Origin of the sequence: Paenibacillus terrae (genome assembly GCF_005217525.1) — a bacterium.
Classification (GTDB): domain Bacteria; phylum Bacillota; class Bacilli; order Paenibacillales; family Paenibacillaceae; genus Paenibacillus; species Paenibacillus terrae_C.
Genome location: NZ_PNXQ01000007.1, coordinates 1 through 21,434, shown reverse-complemented (window position 1 = coordinate 21,434; position 21,434 = coordinate 1). Strand labels below are relative to the sequence as shown.

24 protein-coding genes, 2 rRNA genes and 1 riboswitch are annotated in these 21,434 nt (G+C 47.0%); of the genes, 2 read left to right on the top strand and 24 right to left on the bottom strand.

From position 1 onward, the window contains the following. Window positions 1-180 precede the first annotated feature (180 nt). From spoVG to C1I60_RS06960, 11 genes are all read right to left on the bottom strand, one after another. The gene (gene spoVG, locus C1I60_RS07015; RefSeq protein ID WP_007428016.1) at window positions 181-468 is read right to left on the bottom strand and encodes a septation regulator SpoVG; all 288 of its coding nucleotides are present in this window, start codon (window positions 466-468) and stop codon (window positions 181-183) included. Window positions 469-630: 162 nt separating this feature from the next. Further along, on the bottom strand, window positions 631-1,470 hold the full coding sequence (purR, locus tag C1I60_RS07010) for a pur operon repressor (RefSeq protein WP_137061094.1): 840 nt from the start codon (window positions 1,468-1,470) through the stop codon (window positions 631-633). A 185-nt stretch (window positions 1,471-1,655) separates the two neighbouring features. Continuing rightward, window positions 1,656-2,510, bottom strand: coding sequence for a 4-(cytidine 5'-diphospho)-2-C-methyl-D-erythritol kinase (ispE, locus tag C1I60_RS07005; RefSeq protein WP_137061093.1), 855 nt, complete (start codon window positions 2,508-2,510; stop codon window positions 1,656-1,658). Window positions 2,511-2,666: 156 nt separating this feature from the next. Then, window positions 2,667-2,846 carry a small, acid-soluble spore protein, alpha/beta type gene (locus tag C1I60_RS07000; protein ID WP_007428013.1) on the bottom strand — a complete coding sequence of 60 codons (180 nt, stop codon included), beginning with the start codon at window positions 2,844-2,846 and terminating at the stop codon, window positions 2,667-2,669. 165 nt (window positions 2,847-3,011) lie between these two features. Beyond that, the gene (gene veg / locus C1I60_RS06995) at window positions 3,012-3,290 is read right to left on the bottom strand and encodes a biofilm formation stimulator Veg (protein WP_137061092.1); all 279 of its coding nucleotides are present in this window, start codon (window positions 3,288-3,290) and stop codon (window positions 3,012-3,014) included. 201 nt (window positions 3,291-3,491) lie between these two features. Continuing rightward, the gene (gene yabG / locus C1I60_RS06990; protein ID WP_137061134.1) at window positions 3,492-4,388 is read right to left on the bottom strand and encodes a sporulation peptidase YabG; all 897 of its coding nucleotides are present in this window, start codon (window positions 4,386-4,388) and stop codon (window positions 3,492-3,494) included. A 150-nt stretch (window positions 4,389-4,538) separates the two neighbouring features. Then, a complete protein-coding gene (rsmA, locus tag C1I60_RS06985; protein ID WP_137061133.1) occupies window positions 4,539-5,423 on the bottom strand; it encodes a 16S rRNA (adenine(1518)-N(6)/adenine(1519)-N(6))-dimethyltransferase RsmA in 885 nt (294 codons plus the stop codon). Between the two features lie 7 nt (window positions 5,424-5,430). Continuing rightward, window positions 5,431-5,976: a ribonuclease M5 gene (gene rnmV / locus C1I60_RS06980; RefSeq protein ID WP_137061091.1), complete on the bottom strand. Its 546-nt coding sequence runs from the start codon at window positions 5,974-5,976 to the stop codon at window positions 5,431-5,433. A gap of 147 nt (window positions 5,977-6,123) precedes the next feature. Further along, window positions 6,124-7,272 carry a resuscitation-promoting factor gene (locus C1I60_RS06975; RefSeq protein ID WP_137061090.1) on the bottom strand — a complete coding sequence of 383 codons (1,149 nt, stop codon included), beginning with the start codon at window positions 7,270-7,272 and terminating at the stop codon, window positions 6,124-6,126. Between the two features lie 269 nt (window positions 7,273-7,541). Next, window positions 7,542-7,824: riboswitch (cyclic di-AMP (ydaO/yuaA leader) on the bottom strand. A 201-nt stretch (window positions 7,825-8,025) separates the two neighbouring features. After that, the gene (locus C1I60_RS06965; RefSeq protein ID WP_137061088.1) at window positions 8,026-8,796 is read right to left on the bottom strand and encodes a TatD family hydrolase; all 771 of its coding nucleotides are present in this window, start codon (window positions 8,794-8,796) and stop codon (window positions 8,026-8,028) included. 41 nt (window positions 8,797-8,837) lie between these two features. Further along, window positions 8,838-10,121 (bottom strand): HD domain-containing protein, encoded by a 1,284-nt coding sequence (locus tag C1I60_RS06960; protein ID WP_137061087.1) that lies wholly within the window; start codon window positions 10,119-10,121, stop codon window positions 8,838-8,840. Window positions 10,122-10,451: 330 nt separating this feature from the next. On the opposite strand from C1I60_RS06960, the gene C1I60_RS06955 reads away from it, so the two are divergent. Continuing rightward, window positions 10,452-10,706, top strand: a complete 255-nt coding sequence (locus C1I60_RS06955) for an AbrB/MazE/SpoVT family DNA-binding domain-containing protein (protein ID WP_007428005.1) — start codon at window positions 10,452-10,454, stop codon at window positions 10,704-10,706. Window positions 10,707-10,830: 124 nt separating this feature from the next. Here C1I60_RS06955 and rsmI read toward each other — a convergent pair whose 3' ends face one another. The 10 genes from rsmI to C1I60_RS06905 form a co-directional block, all read right to left on the bottom strand. Continuing rightward, complete coding sequence (rsmI, locus tag C1I60_RS06950) at window positions 10,831-11,712, bottom strand: 16S rRNA (cytidine(1402)-2'-O)-methyltransferase (protein ID WP_137061086.1); 882 nt, start codon at window positions 11,710-11,712, stop codon at window positions 10,831-10,833. Then, window positions 11,709-12,464: a tRNA1(Val) (adenine(37)-N6)-methyltransferase gene (locus tag C1I60_RS06945; protein ID WP_134911748.1), complete on the bottom strand. Its 756-nt coding sequence runs from the start codon at window positions 12,462-12,464 to the stop codon at window positions 11,709-11,711. Before C1I60_RS06945 ends, rsmI begins: the two co-directional genes overlap by 4 nt. An 89-nt stretch (window positions 12,465-12,553) precedes the next feature. Continuing rightward, the gene (yabA, locus tag C1I60_RS06940) at window positions 12,554-12,928 is read right to left on the bottom strand and encodes a DNA replication initiation control protein YabA (RefSeq protein WP_137061085.1); all 375 of its coding nucleotides are present in this window, start codon (window positions 12,926-12,928) and stop codon (window positions 12,554-12,556) included. Window positions 12,929-12,955: 27 nt separating this feature from the next. After that, the gene (locus tag C1I60_RS06935; protein WP_014279023.1) at window positions 12,956-13,756 is read right to left on the bottom strand and encodes a PSP1 domain-containing protein; all 801 of its coding nucleotides are present in this window, start codon (window positions 13,754-13,756) and stop codon (window positions 12,956-12,958) included. A gap of 137 nt (window positions 13,757-13,893) precedes the next feature. Next, window positions 13,894-14,889: a DNA polymerase III subunit delta' gene (gene holB / locus C1I60_RS06930; RefSeq protein WP_137061084.1), complete on the bottom strand. Its 996-nt coding sequence runs from the start codon at window positions 14,887-14,889 to the stop codon at window positions 13,894-13,896. A gap of 152 nt (window positions 14,890-15,041) precedes the next feature. Continuing rightward, complete coding sequence (locus tag C1I60_RS06925; protein WP_137061083.1) at window positions 15,042-15,485, bottom strand: YaaR family protein; 444 nt, start codon at window positions 15,483-15,485, stop codon at window positions 15,042-15,044. A 201-nt stretch (window positions 15,486-15,686) separates the two neighbouring features. Beyond that, window positions 15,687-16,016: a cyclic di-AMP receptor DarA gene (gene darA / locus C1I60_RS06920; protein WP_007427998.1), complete on the bottom strand. Its 330-nt coding sequence runs from the start codon at window positions 16,014-16,016 to the stop codon at window positions 15,687-15,689. 74 nt (window positions 16,017-16,090) lie between these two features. After that, window positions 16,091-16,738 (bottom strand): dTMP kinase, encoded by a 648-nt coding sequence (gene tmk / locus C1I60_RS06915; protein ID WP_137061082.1) that lies wholly within the window; start codon window positions 16,736-16,738, stop codon window positions 16,091-16,093. A gap of 102 nt (window positions 16,739-16,840) precedes the next feature. Continuing rightward, on the bottom strand, window positions 16,841-18,424 hold the full coding sequence (locus tag C1I60_RS06910; protein ID WP_137061081.1) for an aminotransferase class I/II-fold pyridoxal phosphate-dependent enzyme: 1,584 nt from the start codon (window positions 18,422-18,424) through the stop codon (window positions 16,841-16,843). A 145-nt stretch (window positions 18,425-18,569) separates the two neighbouring features. Further along, window positions 18,570-18,755 (bottom strand): sigma factor G inhibitor Gin, encoded by a 186-nt coding sequence (locus C1I60_RS06905; protein ID WP_137061080.1) that lies wholly within the window; start codon window positions 18,753-18,755, stop codon window positions 18,570-18,572. Between the two features lie 403 nt (window positions 18,756-19,158). Between C1I60_RS06905 and C1I60_RS06900 the strand changes: the two genes are divergently transcribed. Further along, complete coding sequence (locus tag C1I60_RS06900) at window positions 19,159-19,683, top strand: hypothetical protein (protein ID WP_137061079.1); 525 nt, start codon at window positions 19,159-19,161, stop codon at window positions 19,681-19,683. A 392-nt stretch (window positions 19,684-20,075) separates the two neighbouring features. Here C1I60_RS06900 and C1I60_RS06895 read toward each other — a convergent pair whose 3' ends face one another. The 3 genes from C1I60_RS06895 to C1I60_RS06885 form a co-directional block, all read right to left on the bottom strand. Then, window positions 20,076-20,495, bottom strand: a complete 420-nt coding sequence (locus C1I60_RS06895; RefSeq protein ID WP_025682455.1) for a hypothetical protein — start codon at window positions 20,493-20,495, stop codon at window positions 20,076-20,078. 229 nt (window positions 20,496-20,724) lie between these two features. Next, a 5S ribosomal RNA gene (rrf, locus tag C1I60_RS06890) occupies window positions 20,725-20,841 on the bottom strand. Between the two features lie 3 nt (window positions 20,842-20,844). Beyond that, window positions 20,845-21,434 (bottom strand): 23S ribosomal RNA (locus tag C1I60_RS06885); the annotation flags it as partial.

Below are 21,434 nucleotides of genomic sequence, written 5' to 3'. Positions count from 1 at the left end.
CCCATTGCTGCTTGATCCCTGTCTTATGAAAAAGTCGCTTCGGCAGCCCGGATGGCTCCAAGTTGCCTTAAAACTGACTGTTAACTCATTAAAGAATATATCTCATTCCAGACAAAAAGAAAAGAGAGCCACAGTTTGTGGCCCTCTTTTCTTTTGTACCCCAATCTTGTTTTAGACGAATTAAGCGCCTTCTTCAATAGCTACTTCTTCATCCACCGCGGCGCGTTCGTACTCAGTCAGTACAGCAGCCTGAATTTTCTCACGGGTTCCTGAAGATATCGGATGAGCGATATCGCGAAACTCTCCGTCCGGGGTTCGTTTGCTAGGCATAGCCACGAACATCCCGTTATTACCGTCAATAACACGAATGTCATGAACAACAAACTCGTTATCAATCGTAATGGATGCAATCGCCTTCATTCTTCCTTCTGAGTTCACTCGGCGGAGTCTAACATCCGTAATCTGCATGTGTGTTTCACCACCTTTTTCCAAATAGGACTTGGTGTATACATTCCACACAGCATTTCGAATTCCTTCTTTTTTTGGACAAATGTATCCTAAATTCAGGTAATTTTTTTGAAAAGATTTCTTTTCGACATATTTAGGGATATTTTGATGAATTGTGACATTTTACTGTCCTGTAGATTCATCAAAATAATTTCCCAGCCTGACTGTAATCTGCTTGCTTCGGGAATCGACCGCGGTCAGATTCGCCAGTGAAATATAATCGTGCAGCAAGCGCTCTTCGTTCTCCACCTCGCCCGATTCTACCAGCACACCTACTCCAGCTACCTCAGCATCAAATTCAGCCAGCAAGTTGACCATCCCCTGAATCGTACCGCCTGCCTTCATAAAATCATCCACGATGAGTACACGCGATTTCTCGCGCATGGCACGTCTGGACAATGACATCGTATGCAGGCTCTTTTGTGATCCCGAGACGTAATTAATACTCACTGCCGAGCCCTCCGTTACCTGATGATCACGCCGTACGAGGACAACCGGCAAGTTCAGTTGTGCTCCAGTTGCATAGGCAAGCGGAATTCCTTTAGTTTCCACCGTCATGACTACATCAATCTGTCTGTTGGCAAAAGCGGTAGCGAATATTTTGCCGGCCTCATTCATCATCGCCGGTTGACCCAGCAGATCCGACAGATACAGATACCCTCCAGGTAAGATGCGATCCGGCTGCTCCAGCTGGGCACACAGATCCTTCGCAAATGTGAGTGCATGCTGCCTGGACAGTCTTGGGATCAGCTTGACGCCTCCTGCAGCTCCCGCTAGCGTCAGAAGCTCACCAATGCCTTCATCCTCGAATACTTCTTTGATAATGGCCAGGTCTTCGCTTATAGACGATTTAGCCGCCCCATAACGATCCGCAAAATGCGTAAGAGGCACCAGCGTGTGCGGCCGTGACAGCAAAAATTGTGTCATTTCCACCAATCGTGAGCTTCGTTTAAGTTTTTTCACAACAATTCCTCGCGATCTATTCTTCTCCTGCCGCCCGCTTCGTACGGTAAAAGCACCGGCGGACTGGCCGGCTGCTGGCGGAATGTAAGTGATATAGTAAAATCCGAATATTTAATAGTAAATATATCATCTTCGTACGTATTTGTACAACAAATACCACTAAAATTAGAAATAAATAACCAAAATCAGGTCAGAAGTCGTACTGCGTACACATCCTTGCAGAATCCCCTGAGTCCGTTATAGATACGTGGCACTTTAGCTTCCTTCGACACCAGCCCAAACACCGTAGGACCGCTGCCTGACATCAGCACCCCATCGGCTCCCAGTCGGATCATGGAGTTTTTAAGATGCTCCACCTCCGGGTACAGCTTGAGTGTGACATCCTCCAGTACATTCCCGAGCGCATTACATACATCGGTAAAAGAAGCGTTACGGATCGCTTGCTCCATCTGCCGGGCAGAAGGGTGATGTGTGATTTGATCCGCTTTAACGCGCCCGTACACTTCAGCCGTCGATACATTAATCGGCGGCTTCGCAAGAATGACCCAGCATTGGGGGGGATTCGGAAGTGGCTTAAGCAATTCCCCTCGTCCGCTAGCTAAAGCCGTACCGCCTGTAATACAGAAGGGCACGTCAGAGCCAAGCTCTGCGCCCAGTACTATTAATTCAGCATCCGAGATGCCAAGCTTCCACAGCTTGTTCAGTCCACGCAGCGCTGCCGCGGCATCACTGCTTCCGCCTGCCAATCCTGCGGCTACCGGAATATGCTTGTCCAGATGAATATGCACGCCCGTAGAGACATCATAACGTTCCTTAATCAGACGCGCGGCCTGAAAAGCCAGATTTTTCTCATCTAGCGGTATGTATCCGGCTTGGCTTGAAATAATAATCGTATCACGCGGTAGCTCGGACATTGTCAAGCGATCAGACAGATCGACCATGGTCATAATCATTTCAACCTCGTGATAACCATCATCCCGTTTGCGTAATACATCAAGCATTAAATTGATTTTTGCCGGAGCTTTTTCGTATATTTTCAAGGCGTTCACCCACCTTCAACTTTTCCCTTCAAGACAGCTTAACATATTATATCAGACTCAGCGTGTCAAGTCATGAGGTTCAAAAAAGCGGAGATCACCCAGTATAAACCGGAGATCCCCGCTTTTTCATCGGAACTACCGAAGCACTTACGATGGCTACGATTTGCGGGAAGCTGCCTGCTCTGCAAGCTGAATGGCCCGCTTGACCATATTCCCCGCATCCTTGGCTTTAATGCCTCCCCAGCCCTCTTCCTTAACCGTATCGTAAAATCCAAGATCCTTAGCCAGCTCATACTTAAGCTCTTCCGACATGACACTTCGTCTTCTCCGACTCATGCATACGCCTCCTTCGGCAGTGGAATAAGGAAGATCATTCCCGCCTTAGTATGCGCAAAGACGCGATGCTTCATCCTGCCCCATAATATACAAAAACAGCCTCGTCATTTGAAATGACGAGGCCGCCGTTAAACCTGCAAAGCCGGTATAGATTACAAAAATCAATTAAGGTGTGTCAAAATATTCGACACTTGTATGGGAGTCGGGATCAAATACGGTAACTTCCACCGACTCGGTAAGGATGTCAGCATAGCTATAGGAGACACGTTTGAACGTTTGTTGCTCCTGATCCAGCTTGACGATAAAAACAGAAGGGTACGTTTCTTCCAAGACACCAGTTCGTTCGACGGTCTTACGGCGTCCGCCGTTAGCCCGCAGCAAAATTTTTTGCCCTACATGTGCGTCGAGACTGCGTTTGATTTCCAACAGCGTATTTTTAGCCATTGCCTAACGACCACCTCTTTCCTTGTCCATTATAACGAATTTTAGAGACAATGTCAAATCAAGCTAAATATTATATCAACACGAAAAATAAGTTGTCAATTTAATTTTTTGCGAACAGGAATAATGCGTATAAAAATGCCAAAAAGCCCCTGTAAACAGAGGCTTTTTATCCAGACAAATCCTATTCAGCAGGTTCAAACCTTAGATTGCGGAAGGCGTTACTTTCAGAGTCGACAAATTTTCCAGCTTTGGCAGTCCGATACGATAGCTTCCCCGGGTTTCGATACCGCCTACGCCACGGCTGCCACTGATCGTCTGATGAAACAAGTCGCCCATGTTGACTGTATCACGGATCGACGTAAAAGCAGCCTTGGCAGCCACATATACCGGGTCCAGCGCGTGAATCAGGATACGCCCTGGTGAGCTGGCAAAGTTCGCTCCTGCACGCAGCAGCGCTTCAAAATGGGACTGACACGCTCCCGCCACAATCGTCAATGAATCCAGATGACGTTCATATTGTCTCGCTACCTGGATCGCCGCCACAAAATTTTGCGAATTTTTATAGCTTTTCAGGCTATATAAATCATAAGGCTGGGGCTGCTTCAATACCCCGTCATGTCCGGTAATGACTACGATATCCGGGCGAATACGGGGAAGCAGCCGATACAACGTGTCGGCCATAGCTGATTCGTGAACATGATGTCCCTCTGCAGGAACGCGAAGCTGCTCATATAAGTTGAGACATTTTTTCAAATAGCCGGGGTCCCCATCCAGATGAAGTACCTTGCCGGGCATTTCAAAATACGTCGACTCCACCGGATCACTCCACTCCCCGATCAAAGCCGCCTGACTACGGGCTGCTTGCTTCTGCCGTGCCTGCTGCAACAGATTGAGAGATTCATCCGCCTTAATATGGGCCTGCCGAGTCTTCCCGCTAATCTGGTCTGCAGGCACCTTGACCAGATCGTTCACAGGGGAATCGGCAAGCAGCCGAAATTCCGTCCCTTTAATGATCGCTTTATCCCGCTGGATGTCCTCAACGCGAAACGTGACATCTCCGCCGTACGATTTTCGAACGACCAAGTCTCCTAAAATCATCACACTGTATCACCCCTCCCATATCGTATGGGTGAATGCACAGTTTGGTTCCTTATCCATGCTCAGAAGCTTATGCATGCCAGCAACAACGGTGCTACATAGCCTCTCCCCTGACCCTGACTGCTGCTAAGCGGTAGCTGGTGCGTCAGGTCAGGAAATGCCAGCATCCAGCAACACAGCGCTCAGACGCGCAAATTCCTCGATACTCAGCGTCTCGCCCCGACGGGAAGGCTCTATGCCTGCCTGAAGCAACAACGGCTCCAGCGTGTCCCTGTTCTCTTTGGTAAAGAAGCGGCTTTTCAGGTTATTCGAAATCGTCTTGCGACGTTGGGCAAATGAAGCATGTACGACTTCGAAGAAATGCTGCTCGTCCACCACCTCTACCGGAGGCACTTCCCGTACACGCAAACGGATGACCGCCGATTCTACATTCGGCTGGGGAATAAATACCGTATTCGGTACGATGCAGACCAATTCGGGTTCGCTGTAATATTGCACTGCAATACTCAAACTGCCGTAATCCTTCGTCCCAGGAGACGCTGCCATACGCTCAGCCACTTCCTTTTGGATCATGACGACGATATTCTCCAGAGGGAGCTTGTCCTCCAGCAGCCTCATCAGAATCGGTGTAGTGACGTAGTACGGCAGATTAGCGACGACGCTCACTTTACTAACCTCGGCAAAATCCGAAGCAAACACCTCTCGCAAATCCAGCTTTAGCACATCCCCATGGCGTACCTTCACATGCTCATGAGGGGCCAGCACCTCTTCGAGAATAGGCAGAAGTCGCTGGTCAATCTCGACAGCTGTAACTACCTTGGCCGATTGCGCCAGCTTCTCGGTCAAAGCGCCAATCCCCGGACCGATCTCAAGGGCGCCCTTCGTGTCGTCCAATCCCGCAGCATTCACAATCTTGTTCAGAATATTTTGATCAATCAAAAAATTTTGTCCCAAACTCTTTTTGAACGAAAACCCGTGCCGCTGAATAATTTCCTTCGTGCGCCGCGGTGTTGCTATATCTTGAATCCCTGTCATACGGATATCACATTCCTTCACTTTCAATTTGTGCCAGCGCACCGGCAAACTCCTCACGGCTGATCTGGAACACAGCGAGCCGTTTATGTAGCTGCTTACCGTTACAGTAACCAATACCCAGCACATTACCCAAAGCCATACGTCGTGCAGCAGCATTCGGGTGGGTGATCAGTCCGGCGTCAATCAAGTCCGCCCAATCGATTAGCGGATCGGCCCCTTCCACCGTCGTATGCACCCGTGCGAGAGCATGTCTGATCGCTTCAGGCGAGGCATTCTCCACGCCAATATCCCCTTTGCGCGTCGCTTCTGCCTCTGGTATAAAGGCCTGCTTGCAGCCGGGCACCTTGGAGGCGATAATTTTGCGGATACGCTCCCCTGCATGATCGGGATCGGTCAAAATAATGACACCCCGCCGCTCCTGCGCCAGCGCAATTTTGCGCAGCGTCATTTTATTAATGGCTGAGCCGCCCGTTTCTATCGTATCCGCTTCGACAGCACGACGAATAGCCACCGTATCATCCCGACCCTCTACCACGATCACTTCCTTGATCATTTGCGTTTCCCTCCACTGCTACACAGTAAGCTATATTCATCTTTCCCTGCTTTTGAAAACAAAATAAGAAGAGGATATCCTCTTCTTAGCATGGTATAACTATGATGTTAATACTATCGCATTGCCCTTAACATATACAACACGTTTTTAGTTCATTTCAGGCTTCTCGGGTCCAATCACGTAGACGGTTTTACCGTGCTTCCGACCAAACTGATTGGCTTGACTCAAACTCTCATAATACACATCGATTTTGTGGCCTTTAATCGCGCCACCGGTATCCTCCGCACGGCGGAAGCCCACCCCTTCAATATACACCCACCAGCCGATTGGAATCACATTCGGATCGACAGCGATGGTGCGTCCTTCCGTGACACGTGAGCCGGATGCAGTACGTGTACCGATACCTGGCTCCTGTGACGAATACGCCGTCATGGAGACGTTTTGTAATACTTTGCTGTAATTAAAATTCACACCTGCTTTACGGACAGCATTGCCTGAACTAACCCGTGTAGACCTAATGGCATCTTCAGGACCAACGGAAGCAGCCAGAACGACCGGCTTTTTCTTCGTTCCTACCGCAATCACCTTATCCACACGATTCTGCGCGACTTCCTTGTTTACCAGCTGCTTGGATACCAATTTTCCGTCATGGTATACCTTTTGAACATGCTGGACCACAACACCTGTTTTACCGCTTTGGATAACCCGATTATCGCCTTTATAGAGACTTGGATCGGCCGTTTTGATGACCTGATAAGGTACCTGTTGCTTCTGTTCGACCTGCTGTTTCTTCACACGGACGATTTTTATGTCCATGTTAGACGAAACAGGAGCATCCAGAGCAGGATAAACTTTATCATTTGACGATAATTTATAGCCCGAGGTGCGAATGGCGCCCTCTACTGTATTTTCTGTTGTGTACAACTTTTTCGTCTTATTGGCTAAGGATACTTTGACCTGATTGGCACGTTTGATGACAACGCGATCCCCATCCTGTACTGCTCCGTTCAGCGGCATTGATACCGTATCATGCGGCTGAAGTGAAATCGAATGCTCTTTGAGCAAATCTTGGAGCTGGGATTGCCGAGTTTCTACCGCAGATGCCTTACCGTCGATGACAAAAAAGACCTGTTTTTTAGACTCAGTGTACACCAGAATTGAAATCATAATCGTTAGTGAGATTAGAAAAATAGCAACCAAAGCAGCCTGGCGCACATTTTCTTGCTTCCAACGCAATACGTAAGACATGCTGGATGAGCGTGACTCATGGGTCTCCTCTTTTTGGAAAATGCCCATTTCCTCCGTCCTCCTTACATAGCCCGCCGTCTGGAGTAAGACATAGTTGAGATTGACGTGACTATAACAGATTTTCTACAAGACAAGCCCGTAATGCGACTGTCCTGCACCATGTACCCGTCTTCGCGGCATGCTGTCCTCCCCTGTTTAATCACAGTATGATGACAGATTTTCTTTTATTCACAACAAAAAAAGCCAGAAAAGAGACTTAGAGAGCTCTTTCGTGGCTTCCGGCATGTGCGAATATGCGGAAAAATCATGCACGAGATGGCTTCTCTCTTGTTACGCTTACGGGGTTAGCTGTCGGGTTCGGACGTAGAGAGACGCCCTAGCTTGGGTCAACCGCTCATGGCGGTTGCCTTCACATTCACCCCGAAGACCCAGAAAGAAATCGAAATACGGCCCCTCCACCTGTTCAATCCCATCCGGGAAAAGAATTTCGGTCGAGCCGGCTGGCGGAAGAGACGTTCCCTTCTTGCCCATACGCCGGACATACTGTAAGCCATATCGGTTCCCCCGTTCCCTGTAAAAGGGACTCAGCGAGACTGGTTCATGAATTGAACTGTTGATGTTTACACTCAAACAACAATTCACTGAAAAGATGATATCCTGTTTCTATGCATGTTGTAAAGCAGGTTTCAAGTACATTTTTTAAAATATTCGGTTAAAATATTGTAATATTCTTGAGTTTCCTGCAACAAATTCATGATTAGCTTCGTCTATCTCTTTATTTTGATTGATTTCTTCCCTTTTTCACTTAATGTCAAATCGTTCCAAGGCATTTTGGGTCGTTATGGACACTAATTCCTCCAACGTAATCCCCTTGATTTGGGCAGCCGCCTCTGCGACCAGTCCCACATGTGCGGACTCATTTCGCTTCCCGCGGAACGGATGAGGTGTTAGATAGGGAGCGTCCGTTTCAATGAGCAGACGGTCCAGCGGCACCTGTGCGAGTACCTCCTTTGGCTGCTTGGCATTTTTGAACGTTATCGGCCCGCCAAAAGAGAGATGAAAGCCCATATCCAGCACCATTTTAGCCGTCTCCCAGCTTCCCGAAAAGGAATGCATGACTCCGCCAACCTCACTCGCCTTTTCTTCACGCAAAATCTTAACAATATCTTCATGAGCATCCCGGTTATGGATGACAATTGGCATGTTCAGCTCACGAGCCAGTCCAATCTGGTTGCGCAGCACCCGATGCTGTACATCCTTGGGTGATGTGTCCCAATAATAATCCAGACCAATCTCCCCGATCGCCACGACTTTCTTATGACTGCATAACGATGCAATCCATTCCAGATCTCCCTCCTGCATCGTAATCGCATCCTGTGGGTGCCATCCAATCGCCGCATAAATAAAATCATACGTTTCGACCAAATTCATGGTAGACGGAATGGTCTCACGGTTAAATCCGATATTAATCATGCGGGTTACTCCCGCTTCGACAGCACGTGCTATTACTTCTTCCCGATCTTCGTCAAATTGCGGGGCATCCAAATGAGTATGAGTGTCAAATAAATTCAAAGCTTTTGTCTCCTTTTTTACTTTTATTAGCATATATTTGTCTATTGTTTGACAAAATAATTCCTTATTTCGGCAGGAAGCTTGTCCTTTACCCCATCCAATTTGTTTTGGGGATAGTACATGTGATATTTACCTCGGTGAATACCGCTAATGGAGCGCACAATTTCCGATACTTCGGAAATTTCTCTCACCTCTCCTTTACGTCCAAGGAGTAAAATCTGGTTATCCGTCGACCCACCCTGCCGAAACACATCATAAGGAAGATCCGTCGGAAAATCAATTTCCAGATCATATTCGGGATGCAAACCAACCTGCTTCAGCGCTGTCCGAATGTCGTCAATGGTATCTGTATCCATATTTTCAATCTCTACATATTTATACAGCTTGCGATCCATAAAACGGGTGCTCAAATCACTTAAAATCTCATCCTTTTCCCGTTTCCATTGACTGAATACTGTCTGAATCAAAGACTCGTCGAGCATCAAATATTGTTCCACCGTAAGCTCTCCCCGAAAGAGATCCGGCAATGGTTCCAGCAGAAAACTAAACTCATATCCGTTCCTAAACAGCTCCTTCGCCCGCTTGAAAATTTTACGCAATAAAATTTCCGAGCTGCGCGTCACAGGATGAAAATAAATTTGCCAATACATCTGATAGCGCGACATTAGATAATCCTCCACCGCATGCATCCCTGACTCCTTCACTACAATTCTTCCATTATGAGGACGCAGCAGCCGTAAAATACGATCCAGATCAATGGTGCCATAATTGACGCCTGTTGAGTGAGCATCCCGCAGCAAATAATCCATACGGTCCGCATCCAATGGGCTTGTGATCAGGTTAACGACAATCGGCTTGTCATACGTTTTGGCAATGACCGCAGCCACCTTCGTCGGAAGCTCCTCATCGACTTGCCGCAGCACAGCATTAATCTCTGTATTCCCCAATACAATCCGGCATGTCCAATCCTCGTGGTTCATATGAAAGGCTTCTTCTATGGAATGGGAAAACGGACCATGTCCCACATCGTGCAACAAAGCCGCACACAGCGCGACTAAACCTTCTTCCTTCGGCCAATCGGAAAATTCACCGCGTTCAAATTGGGAAATAATACGCCGTGTAATCTCGTACACACCTAGCGAATGCGAAAAACGACTATGCTCCGCTCCATGAAACGTAAGATAGGATGTACCCAACTGCCGAATGCGGCGCAAGCGTTGAAACTCTGGAGTATTGATCAGACGCCATATCACTGTATCCTGAACATGGATATAGTTATGTACCGGGTCCTTAAAAACTTTTTCTTCACTAAGTGGCTGGTGCAAGATATCAGCTCCTTTAATATTCTGAATAATGGATTAAGATACAATAAAATCCTAAACGATCTCCTTCATTCGACATCATTTGTCGCAATATGTCGAATTACGACTTTTCGACATTTCCAAATCGACAAATGGCTAAAACCGTCAATAAAATAAGGTAATTCACACGCATCATGCTCTTTATTCTAAATACTTTTGCATAATTAACCTGTTAGCAAATTTTTAAGGTTGACTGTTTTGGGAATCGTTGGTATAGTAAATATCAGAAAAGAGAAGAATTTGTCGAATCATGACACTTATATTATTTTAAAGGCGAGAGGAGCCTGATTTATTATGATGAAATCCACTGGTATTGTAAGAAAAGTTGACGAGCTCGGACGTGTTGTTATTCCAATCGAATTGCGCCGCACATTGGGTATTGGCGAAAAAGACGCTTTGGAAATTTATGTTGATGGCGAACGCATTATGCTCAAAAAATACGAGCCTGCTTGTATTTTCTGCGGAAACGCCGAGAACGTAATTTACTTCAAAGGAAAAATTGTTTGCCAAGATTGCATCTCAGAAATTCCAACACCTGTGACAAACTAAGATTTTTAGTATATAATAGACTTATGAGAGATTGTTAATTCTAACCTTTTTCATATATACTCCTTGTTGCCTTCCACGGTTTGAACCCAACCGTTGGAAGGCCCTTTTTTGTTTAAGGAAGTTTTTATAAAAGGGCGTTATATACATCCCTTTTGGAAATGGAGCGGTCGGTAGCTGTACGCTTCATAGCGTCCTTGCGTGTCAGCCCTTCTGTCTCATAATGCGCAACGTGGGCCTCCAATGATAAGGACTGCCACCATGCCTGTCGCTCCTCTTCCTCTTCTGCTTCGTTTTTTCCTTCAACTACCAGGCAATATTCACCAAGCGGTGGATGCTCCTCCAGTCTGGCAAGACATTGCTCCGCCGTTCCTCGTACCCATTCCTCATGCAGCTTGGTCAACTCACGTGCAAGCACCACTCTGCGTTCTCCCAGTGTTTCCTTCAATACCGTCAACGTTCGCACAATACGATGAGGGGATTCATAAAACAGGATCGTGCCATGAGATACCTGAAACGACTGTAGCAGCCTCTCCAGATCCTTTTTCTCCCGTGGAGGGAATCCGGCAAATGTAAATCTTTCCGTATCCAGTCCGGAGGCAATCAAAGCAGACAGTGCTGCGTTCGCACCGGGAATGGGAATAACGCTAACCCCCGCCTCCAGCGCCAGCTTGACCAGATCCGAACCCGGGTCCGAAATGGCCGGCAGACCTGCATCGCTGACCAGTGCCAAATTTTTTCCTTCTATTATATAACGTATCAGCTCAGGCCCACTGGCAACTTTATTATGTTCATGATAGCTGAATAGCATTTCCGGCGTAATATCAAAATGTGTGAGCAGTTTGCGCGTCTGCCGCGTATCCTCTGCTGCTATAATACTGCACGATTTTAAGGTGTTAATCGCCCTAAAGGTCATATCGTCCAGATTACCAATCGGTGTAGCAACGAGATACAGCTTGCCCCGTTCTTCTCCGCCGGTTATAAAACTTTTTTGCACCGCTGCCTTCACAGTAAATCCCCCTTGCTTACTTCTCCATAGATATCCCTTATTTCCTGAGTATAATTCCCATTCTCCTGATATACAATGAGCGGCGGCAACAGACGAACCTCCGGCTTACCATCACATAGCGCCTCGATGAGCACCATATTCGCTTCCATATGAGCCCGTGGGTGGACAAACCGAATCCGTTTCGGCTCCAGTCTGTTGGCACGCATCAGGGTTATAATCTCACCCAGCCGCTGCGGACGATGAACCATGGACACTTTTCCGCCATTACGGACAAGCCGGGTACATGCCTGAATGACCTCTTCCAGCGTACAATGCACCTCATGACGTGCAATCGCCTGATGAGGGTTTAGCTTAATATCGCTACCGTTTAGCGGCATATAGGGGGGATTTACCGTAATTGCATCATATACACCATGCCCCGTGATTTGAACCAGCTCGCGCAGGTCCCCTTCCCGAATCTGAATCGCTGCCTCCAGTCCATTCAGGCTGACGCTGCGTCTAGCCATATCAGCCAAGCGCGGTTGAATCTCAATTCCTTCGATAGCCGCTTTAGTTCGTGTCGTTAGCAGCAGGGGGACGACCCCGTTGCCTGTACACAGATCCAAAATCTTTCCACGTTGCGGAATACCGGCAAACCGCGCTAGCAAAACCGCATCCATGGAGAAGCTGAACACCTCATCACTTTGGATAATACGCAGATTATGCGACAATAGATCGTCAATTCGTTCGGACTTCTGTTCATTTTCGTACATAGCGCTCTCCCATCTTTTTACCCCAAATCGTTCTGAACCCATACTTCCTTACAAAAAAGCCGTAGGCACCTTGCTCCTACGGCTTGTTTTTATTTATTCAAAAATGACAGACAGAAAAGGCAATCGCCTTCCGTTCGCAAATGTCCGTAATACACGTTGCATATATGAAATCCTTCATGATACAGCCTTGCCAGATTGTCGTGGCCTTCGCCCACAACCTCACCCGTTTCCTCTTCATCCTTAATGACGATCGGAGGAGAAAGCTTCGGCTTCTTTACCGTTTTTTCTTCTCTGGAGGTTTCACGTTTGAGCATCTTGCGCACCTGTTCGTTTTCAATCGTTAGTCGTTGATTTTCCTCCAGCAGCTCTTTTACTGCCAGTTTCAATTCACCCAGATCGCTATGCAACTGTCCCATTTGGGTTTCCATTTCGTGAATACGCGCAAAAACATTTAATTTATCCAAGTTTCCACCCCGAAGCAACCTAATGGTTTACTTGACGACTACATCGTCCATTGGAAGTTCCTTGACCTTGCTAATCTCAAACAGTTGAACATGTACTGTGCGATGGCCAGCATTTACGCCTACAACTTTGCCTTCTCCGAGAGAAGTGACGACCATCTTGCCAACCTGCGGCAATTCTTCCTTCATACTCTCGTAGTTATCATGTTCAAACTTGAGACAGCACATCAATCTTCCACACAACCCGGAAATCTTCGTCGGATTCAGCGACAAGCTCTGATCCTTCGCCATCTTAATGGATACCGGTTCAAAATCTCCCAGCCACGAAGAGCAACACAGAATACGTCCGCAAGGACCGATCCCGCCCAGCATTTTAGCCTCATCCCGTACTCCGATCTGCCGCAGCTCAATCCGTGTACGAAAAATACTGGCTAAATCCTTTACAAGCTCCCGAAAATCCACGCGGCCCTCTGCCGTAAAATAAAAAATGATCTTATTGCGGTCAAATGTAAATTCCACGTCTACCAGCTTCATTTTAAGGCCATGGTCTTTGATTTTATTTAAACACGTACCAAATGCATCCTTGGCCGCCAGTTTATTCTCTTCTACAACAAGAGCGTCATCATCTCCGGCAATACGGATGACTTTCTTTAAAGGCAGGACAACGTCCGAATCATTTACTTCTTTTTTTCCCACCACAACCTTGCCATATTCAATACCGCGTGCGGTTTCTACAATAACGCAGTTTTCTTTCTCCACCGGAAGGTCCAGCGGATCAAAATAATAAGTCTTGCCCGCCTTCTTGAAACGGACACCCACTACACTATACAAAAATTAACCCCCTTGTATGCCACTAAACCTCATTTGAAGCCGACAAGTACGAATGGCCGCAATTGAAGTCTCACTGTCGCACAAACCGGGAACCTGGCGTCGCGGATTGTGCTGAGTGGAACAAGCACGCCTTCCTGTTAGCCGGTGATGGAACCGCTTGTATCGGACAACCCAATCAGAAGCTGCTCTACGCACAATTGACCATTGACGTGAAAACGGAGCTTCTTCCTGCAATTCGCGGCCAAATCCATATAAGAGACCCATTGTTCCGTGCTGCGGGTGATTGCCAATTTGGAGACGGACTCCAAATGATCTATGAAAACAATGCTTTCGTGCCTTCCGTAACGGAAATGAAGCATATCTTTGAACCACAAATGAAACAGATGAAACAGAATATCCAGGTGTTCAGAAAGTCCAGTTTTAAAAATCTTCTGTTGAGCGAGAATAATGGACGAGCTTCCCCGGCTCATGGACTCCTTCACTAATTGTAACACTACGTTTCTAATTTCTGCAAACCAATTCTGCTGGAGAATTTCTCTACATGATTCCAGTCCCGAGGCAATGTGAACTGCTGACCGGACAGGTCCTGCTGTATAGCCTTCCCCGATTAAGGCCTGCATCATCACTTCAGGCTGCAAAGCATGAAAAGGAACCTGCTGTGTCCGTGATTGGATCGTAGGCAGTAGTGCCTGTCCATTTTCAGAAATGAGTATGCCCACCACAGGCACCTGAGGCTCCTCCAGAAATTTAAGCAGGCTGTTTGCCGCTTGCACTGTCATGGTATCCGCCTGTTGAATAATATATACCTTTGGATTGGAACTTTCTGATCTGTAAGAGAATATGCGCTGAAGCCCGCGAATCTGGTCAATTTTAATCGTAGCTCCATCCGGCTCTACGATAAACAGATCCGGGTGGTTACCATGCTCTACCTTACGACAGGACAAACATTCACCACATGCATCATCCGTCATTCGCTCACAAAATAATGCCTTGGCAAAGGTCTGTGCCATCTTCATCTGCCCGCTTCCCGGCGGCCCGCTAAATACATAGGCATGGTTGACCGCCTCATTCCGAAGCGCGCTTTGCAGCATTTTTTTAGCTATTTCCTGACCTATTATATTTTGGAAAGACATATTTCCTCACCTATTCTGCTGCTATTTTTCATATTCACACTGGCGTTACCTATATGAACATAGTCAAAAATAATCTGCCAGCATCATCAGCAAGCAGATTATTCCTTCGTGGCAACAGCCCGTTTGTATTCGTTTATGGCAGAAGTCTACATTTAAAACGAGAGATTAATCAGCAGCCCTCTAATTTCACCGACTCCTTGCAAAAGCTCAATCTTGCCTTGCTCGGTTTCGAGCAGATCATCTGCCATCTTGAGCAACAGCTCATCCACTTCATCAATCAGCTTATACCGCTTGCTGCGTCCCCGGCGATCCCAGCCCTTTGTGTCCTTCATAGACACACCGCGCCGAACCGTATCCTCCAGGAACCGTTTAACCAGCGTCTTATAGGCCTTCAGCTCACGAATCGTCATAGAGCGTGCCAGACGGTCCCCCTGCATCTGAATTTCCTTGAAGCGACGGTTCAATTCCTCCTGCGAAGCCTGCTGCCCATTTTGATGCATAACATCGGAAAAACTCTTGGACTGAATCGGCTTCGCATTCATTTCATTTGTAGACAACGTACTCTGTAAAGGGCGATAGCCCGGATTTATTTTCATATAAACCTGCTTTCCCCCCGAATACTTCCGCTTTTCCCTTTTAATGAACAGCTCAACATAGAACTGGAGGAACATAGCGGCTTTCCAGGGACTGCGCCTTGGCGCTACCGTTATAGTGGATCTGTTCCTTATACCCATGATACAGGCAAGAAACAGGTAATTCCCCTATCATATCGGCAGAATAGGTCCTTTTGTGTAGATTCAGAAATGCTCAAAACGGTCTACAGGCATCACGAACACCGTCGCTCCACCCACCTGTACTTCAACAGGCAAAGGCAGATAAGAGTCCGTCGTCCCGCTCATAGGAGTAACGGGTGTGACCAGCTGTTCACGTACCTTGCAACTGCTGCGAATGACATTCATCAACGAGTCCACCTGATTGTCATCGACACCAATCATAAACGTCGTATTCCCTGCTCGCAGAAATCCGCCTGTACTCGCCAACTTGGTAGCACGGAAATTAGCTTTCACCAGTCCGCTGGATAATCTGTTACTATCCTTATCCTGCACAATCGCAATAATCAGCTTCATCCTGTATTCCTCCTTCAAGCCGTATTAGGAACAAGCTAGTCCCTAGCTCAATTTTACCGTATATCCCTCGACAATTACATGCTAAAGTTTTGAATAAATCGCTTTTTCAGCAAATCCTTCAAAACTTGCTCTACCTGCTCCGTGGCGGGAGATGCATCAACAATCGTAATTCGCTCCGGAAATTTGCGGGCCAGCTCCAGATACGCCTCTCGTACTTTGTGGTGAAAAGATATACTCTCCATATCGAGGCGATCCATCCCCTCTCCCCGGGACGCATGAATTCTAGCCAATCCCAATTCAGGTTCGATATCCAGATAAAATGTAGCATCAGGCTCCCAATCATCCACCGCAAAACGATTAATCGAAGCTACTTCCTCTATCCCGATCCCTCTTGCAAACCCTTGATAGACCAAGCTGCTATCCACAAAACGATCACATAATACGATAGCTCCTTTTTCAATAGCCGGCTTTACCTTCTCCACCAGATGCTGACGCCTGGCCGCGGCATACAGAAGCGCCTCTGTCCGAGCATCCATACTGGTATGGGCAGGGTCCAAAATGATAGAGCGGATCTTTTCCGAAATTTCTATCCCACCTGGTTCTCTCGTCGTGACAACTGGATAGCCTTCTTCCTCCATAAACTTGGCCAGCCGTTGAATCATCGTTGTTTTACCGGAGCCGTCTCCCCCCTCCAGCGTAATAAAAATTCCTTTGCGATTCATGCCATTCCCTGCTTTCCAGCCTGAAAAATAAGAGTCACCTACAGGCTCATATGCTTCTTTTATTCAGTCTTATTTATTTGTTATGTCTCTAACATCTAATCTTTATTTTAAACGGAATACCCGAATTGTAAGCAACCTTTCATCTGATGCCCCCTGCCATTTGGCTCCCAAATCACGGAGTCTTCTCAATCGTTGAGCAATCGGTTCCGTAATCATTTCTCCTGCGTATAGCAGTGGAATACCTGGAGGATACGGGATAATCATTTCCGCAGCCACCCTGCCAGCGGAGTCCTCCACAGATACTACTTCCATCTGATCCGATTGAACTGGTTGAAGTCCAAACTGCACCGGACTAGAGTAAACCTTCGTCATATCATTGTTCCACGTGGAAAAATCCAAATCCCGCCCATATTGCTCCTTCTGCATGGAACCCGGACCACCAGCCGTCTCCTTAAACTGTATATCTTTATTTATATGCACAAGAGCCTGCAACAGGTGATTAGCATCTCTTATCGTAGAGCCTAACGTAAACAATAAAACAACATATTTTTCGTCACTCATCTCCGGAATACAGCCATACGCTTCCAACTCACGCTTTAAGCCAAAGCCATCCAGTACACCAAATGCATCGTACAGCACTATTTTAAAAGGGTCATGGGTCGAATAGCCACCTATGGTCTCTCTGTCCCTCTTCAAGCGCTCTGTAATGCCCTCTTGGGCTTCATTCCCCTGAGGCGCTTGCTGAATAGGCTCTACAAGACGAAAGCGTGGAAGCTGCTTCAGACCTTTTCTAAAAGCATCTGCTGCAGCCAAACCCTCCGTAAAGGCATCCGCCCCATGAACCGCAATATGTCGCCTTGCCAAATCAAGCGAAGCCATTAGTGGATACGAAGGGCTGGAGCTTTGCACCATAGCCAGCCGCTGACGAAGCAGTTCTCGGTTGATTCGTCTTCCCTGCACATGCAGCATGGCCCCCATAGTCATGGCTGGAAGCATCTTATGTGTCGATTGGACGACCACATCAGCTCCACAGGACAAAGCAGAAGCCGGCAAACGGGGATGCAGCCCGTAATGGGCACCATGCGCCTCATCCACCAACAAAGGCACATGGGCCGCATGACAGGCTTTAGCCGTTGCTGTCAGATCATAACCCATCCCATAGTAGTTAGGCAGCGTAATCAATACCCCTTTGGCGGAAGGACAGGCTTTTAATGCGGTTTGTATCGTATTTGCTGATGGAGCAACCGCAAGCCCGCTGGTCGTATCTATTTCCGGCTCCAAGAACACCGCAGCAGCCCCGGACAGCATAAGACCATTCAGGACCGACTTGTGTACATTTCTCTGTACCAGCAGTAAATCCCCCGGTTCCGTACACACAGTCAAAATCATTGCCAAATTACCGACTGTACTTCCTCCAATCAGCCAAAAGCTTTCCTCTGCACCGAAGCACATCGCCGCCAGCTCCTGGCCCTCACGGATCACATCCTCAGGATGATGCAAATCGTCCAGTCCGGTAATTTCGGTCGCATCAATAGACATTACTTCTTTCAAGAGAAATGCAATATCTTCATTTTCATATACTTGTCCATTTTTGTGGCCAGGCACATGATAAGAAGCATTGCCTTGAGCCCGGTAACGTAATAGAGCTTCCATTAATGGTGCATGCGAAGACTTTTTCCCCATCATTCTGCAATCCTTCCGAAACAAAGCTTTATATCTACCCTATTTTATCGTAAAATCAAGCGGAATCCTACTTTTACTCACAGAAAAAAAAGCCCGTACTGACAGGCCTTGGAATACTAACCCTTTAAAGACTAGCTGACAAAGGATATTATGCATTTTTCTGTATCCAAATTTGCTTTAGTTGATCAATAAAAAAATGATATTTGGCGTCTGTCGCATCCGTACGTACCATTTCAGCTTCACACGCATCGCAGATGAACTCGGAAACGATAAAGATGCCTTCATGCTTGTGTTGTCCGCATATAATGCAGCGGTGGCCGCCTTGATCATGCATATCCATCCCACCCTTGTTTCTTTTACTATTAGTATGGGCACTTTCTACTATTTTAAACCTTTTCATAGCCCAGCTCGACGATATACTCTATATATATTCCATGTGAGCCCTTATGGTGTTTGTACTCACATGTTTAAAAAACAGCCTTCTATGCCGATATAATAAGAAAAGCTCCTACACATGGATACCCTTTCATTGGAGCCGTTTCATACTTCATTCGTGATAGCTTTTCCCTGTAATTATAGAATAGGTTGGCTCACACTAGAAGCCGATCATTCTATAGCCTTACCCAAGCAATATAGTGCTTGTCAGAGCCGCATGAGCGCAGTACCGTCCCTTTTTCCGGCTGTGGGCGGTTGAGAAGCCACTTGTGATGCAGTAGATTAATGAAAGGACTGTTTGCATGACAGAGGAAACCGGAACCAAAGCTACCTACTATCACTACAAGCTCATTAAAAAAATCAGTATTCCACGTCAGCTGATATGGAGTCACATCTCGTTGCCTGTAATTATGCTTCTTTTCCTGCTTCTTGCCTTTTCATGGACTAGCCTGTTTTTGTTTGTTCTAGCTTTCTTCCTGACCTTATGGGTACACTTCGTGATCTCCCGATCTGTACTGTTCATAAGCAAAACAGCCTTCCGCAAGCGCTGGGCGTTTCACCGCAAGCTGCCTTGGCTGGGCTATATGACAGACCAGTACATAGGCTACGGCCTCTTTCGCCGTGTGCATATACATACGCTATGGATCGGCATCTGCTTGTCCGCTGTATTCATTCTGTGGTCTCCGCCAGCGTTTACTGTATCCTTGCTCTTTTGGCATCTGTGGCTTATTGCACCGCGCCTATACATCCTGAGCCGTCTTACAGGCGAAAGGAAAGATGGCATGTTGAAGTTCACCGATGAAGATGCCTCATATTATCAGCAGTAGACTAGCCATTCATCTATCCATATAGTTAGAAGCTTATACCTGATCTGGCATATCTCCAATGAACTAGAACCGCATATTCAAAAAAGGAGCAACCCCATAAGGTTGTTCCTTTTTATCTTCCTCCCCATTCCACACTACCCTTTAACACTCTTGTTGGATTGTCTGATCCTCATTCCTTACCCCTGACCTCATAGATAGGTTAACTAATATACCAATCAATATAGAAAAGGAAGCCCCATCTACTTAACAACAGCAGTTTCGAGTGCTTCCTTATGCTTTATCATTCATTATACTTAGCATCTTATCTTTTACATTTTAGGTCGCCTGTGACTTACTTAAAGGAGTCCCTATGTCCGCAGCCCGCTGTATCCGGGTTGAGAACCGTGAAATCACTAATTAAGATCTACACTTTTGCTTTTCGCAGCAGCCTTACCATCCTTCGGGACCAATACAGTAAAAGAACCATCATGCACAGACAAGTGCACCATATGTTTATTTTTCAGGAATACTTTCTGATTAAAAGTCGATAGATTCGGTTCTTCTGTCCAGCCCCAGGCTGCAATTTCCTCCAGATAGGGGGCAGGCAAGCTATCACTTTCCTTCAAAGCCGGTAATGCATAGCGTACATAGTCCATGTCTGAGTTACTGCTGGCACGATCAGTTTTACTCGCTTCTTTAGGAACCGGAAACGTCTTTTCGTTCGCTGCACCCTCAAACGATGTCCAAGAAGGTTCCTCTGTCCCGCACCCGGTAAGAATCGCGACAGCGACACTGAATAGCACCAATAGAGCAAGCCATTTATTTCGCCGCATGATCTCCCCTCCTTACCAGCTTGATTCACTATACAAACCCTATTTGAGAATTTGCATAATTCTGCAAGAACGCAGCGTGTGTATATGGGATTCAGTACCTATATTATACCGGGTTCCCACTAACATTCCGTAACAAAAATGTTACCTTCCTTTGGCAAGAGCATTTCTAAAATATACGTACGCAAAAAAGGATCATAATCTCCAAGAGATTATGATCCTTTTTTCTTTTGCTTGGCGACGTCCTACTCTCCCAGGACCCTGCGGTCCAAGTACCATCGGCGCTGGAGGGCTTAACGGTCGTGTTCGGGATGGGTACGTGTGGAACCCCTCCGCTATCGCCACCAAACATGAATTTACATCGTAAATTCTTCCGTGCAGATTTCTGGTACCACGCTACTGCGTGTATAGAAATCCAACGTATTCGTATGTATCTTCTACATACCTTCAAGGTGTTACACCCTGAAANCTTCACGCTTAGATGCTTTCAGCGCTTATCCCTTCCGTACATAGCTACCCAGCGGTGCTCCTGGCGGAACAACTGGTACACCAGCGGTACGTCCATCCCGGTCCTCTCGTACTAAGGACAGCTCCTCTCAAATTTCCTACGCCCACGACAGATAGGGACCGAACTGTCTCACGACGTTCTGAACCCAGCTCGCGTACCGCTTTANGGCTCCCACCTATCCTGTACAGATCGTACCCAAATTCAATATCAAGCTGCAGTAAAGCTCCATGGGGTCTTTCCGTCTTGTCGCGGGTAACCTGCATCTTCACAGGTATTAAAATTTCACCGGATCTCTCGTTGAGACAGCGCCCAAGTCGTTACGCCATTCGTGCGGGTCAGAATTTACCTGACAAGGAATTTCGCTACCTTAGGACCGTTATAGTTACGGCCGCCGTTTACTGGGGCTTCGGTTCATAGCTTCGCCCTAAAAGGAC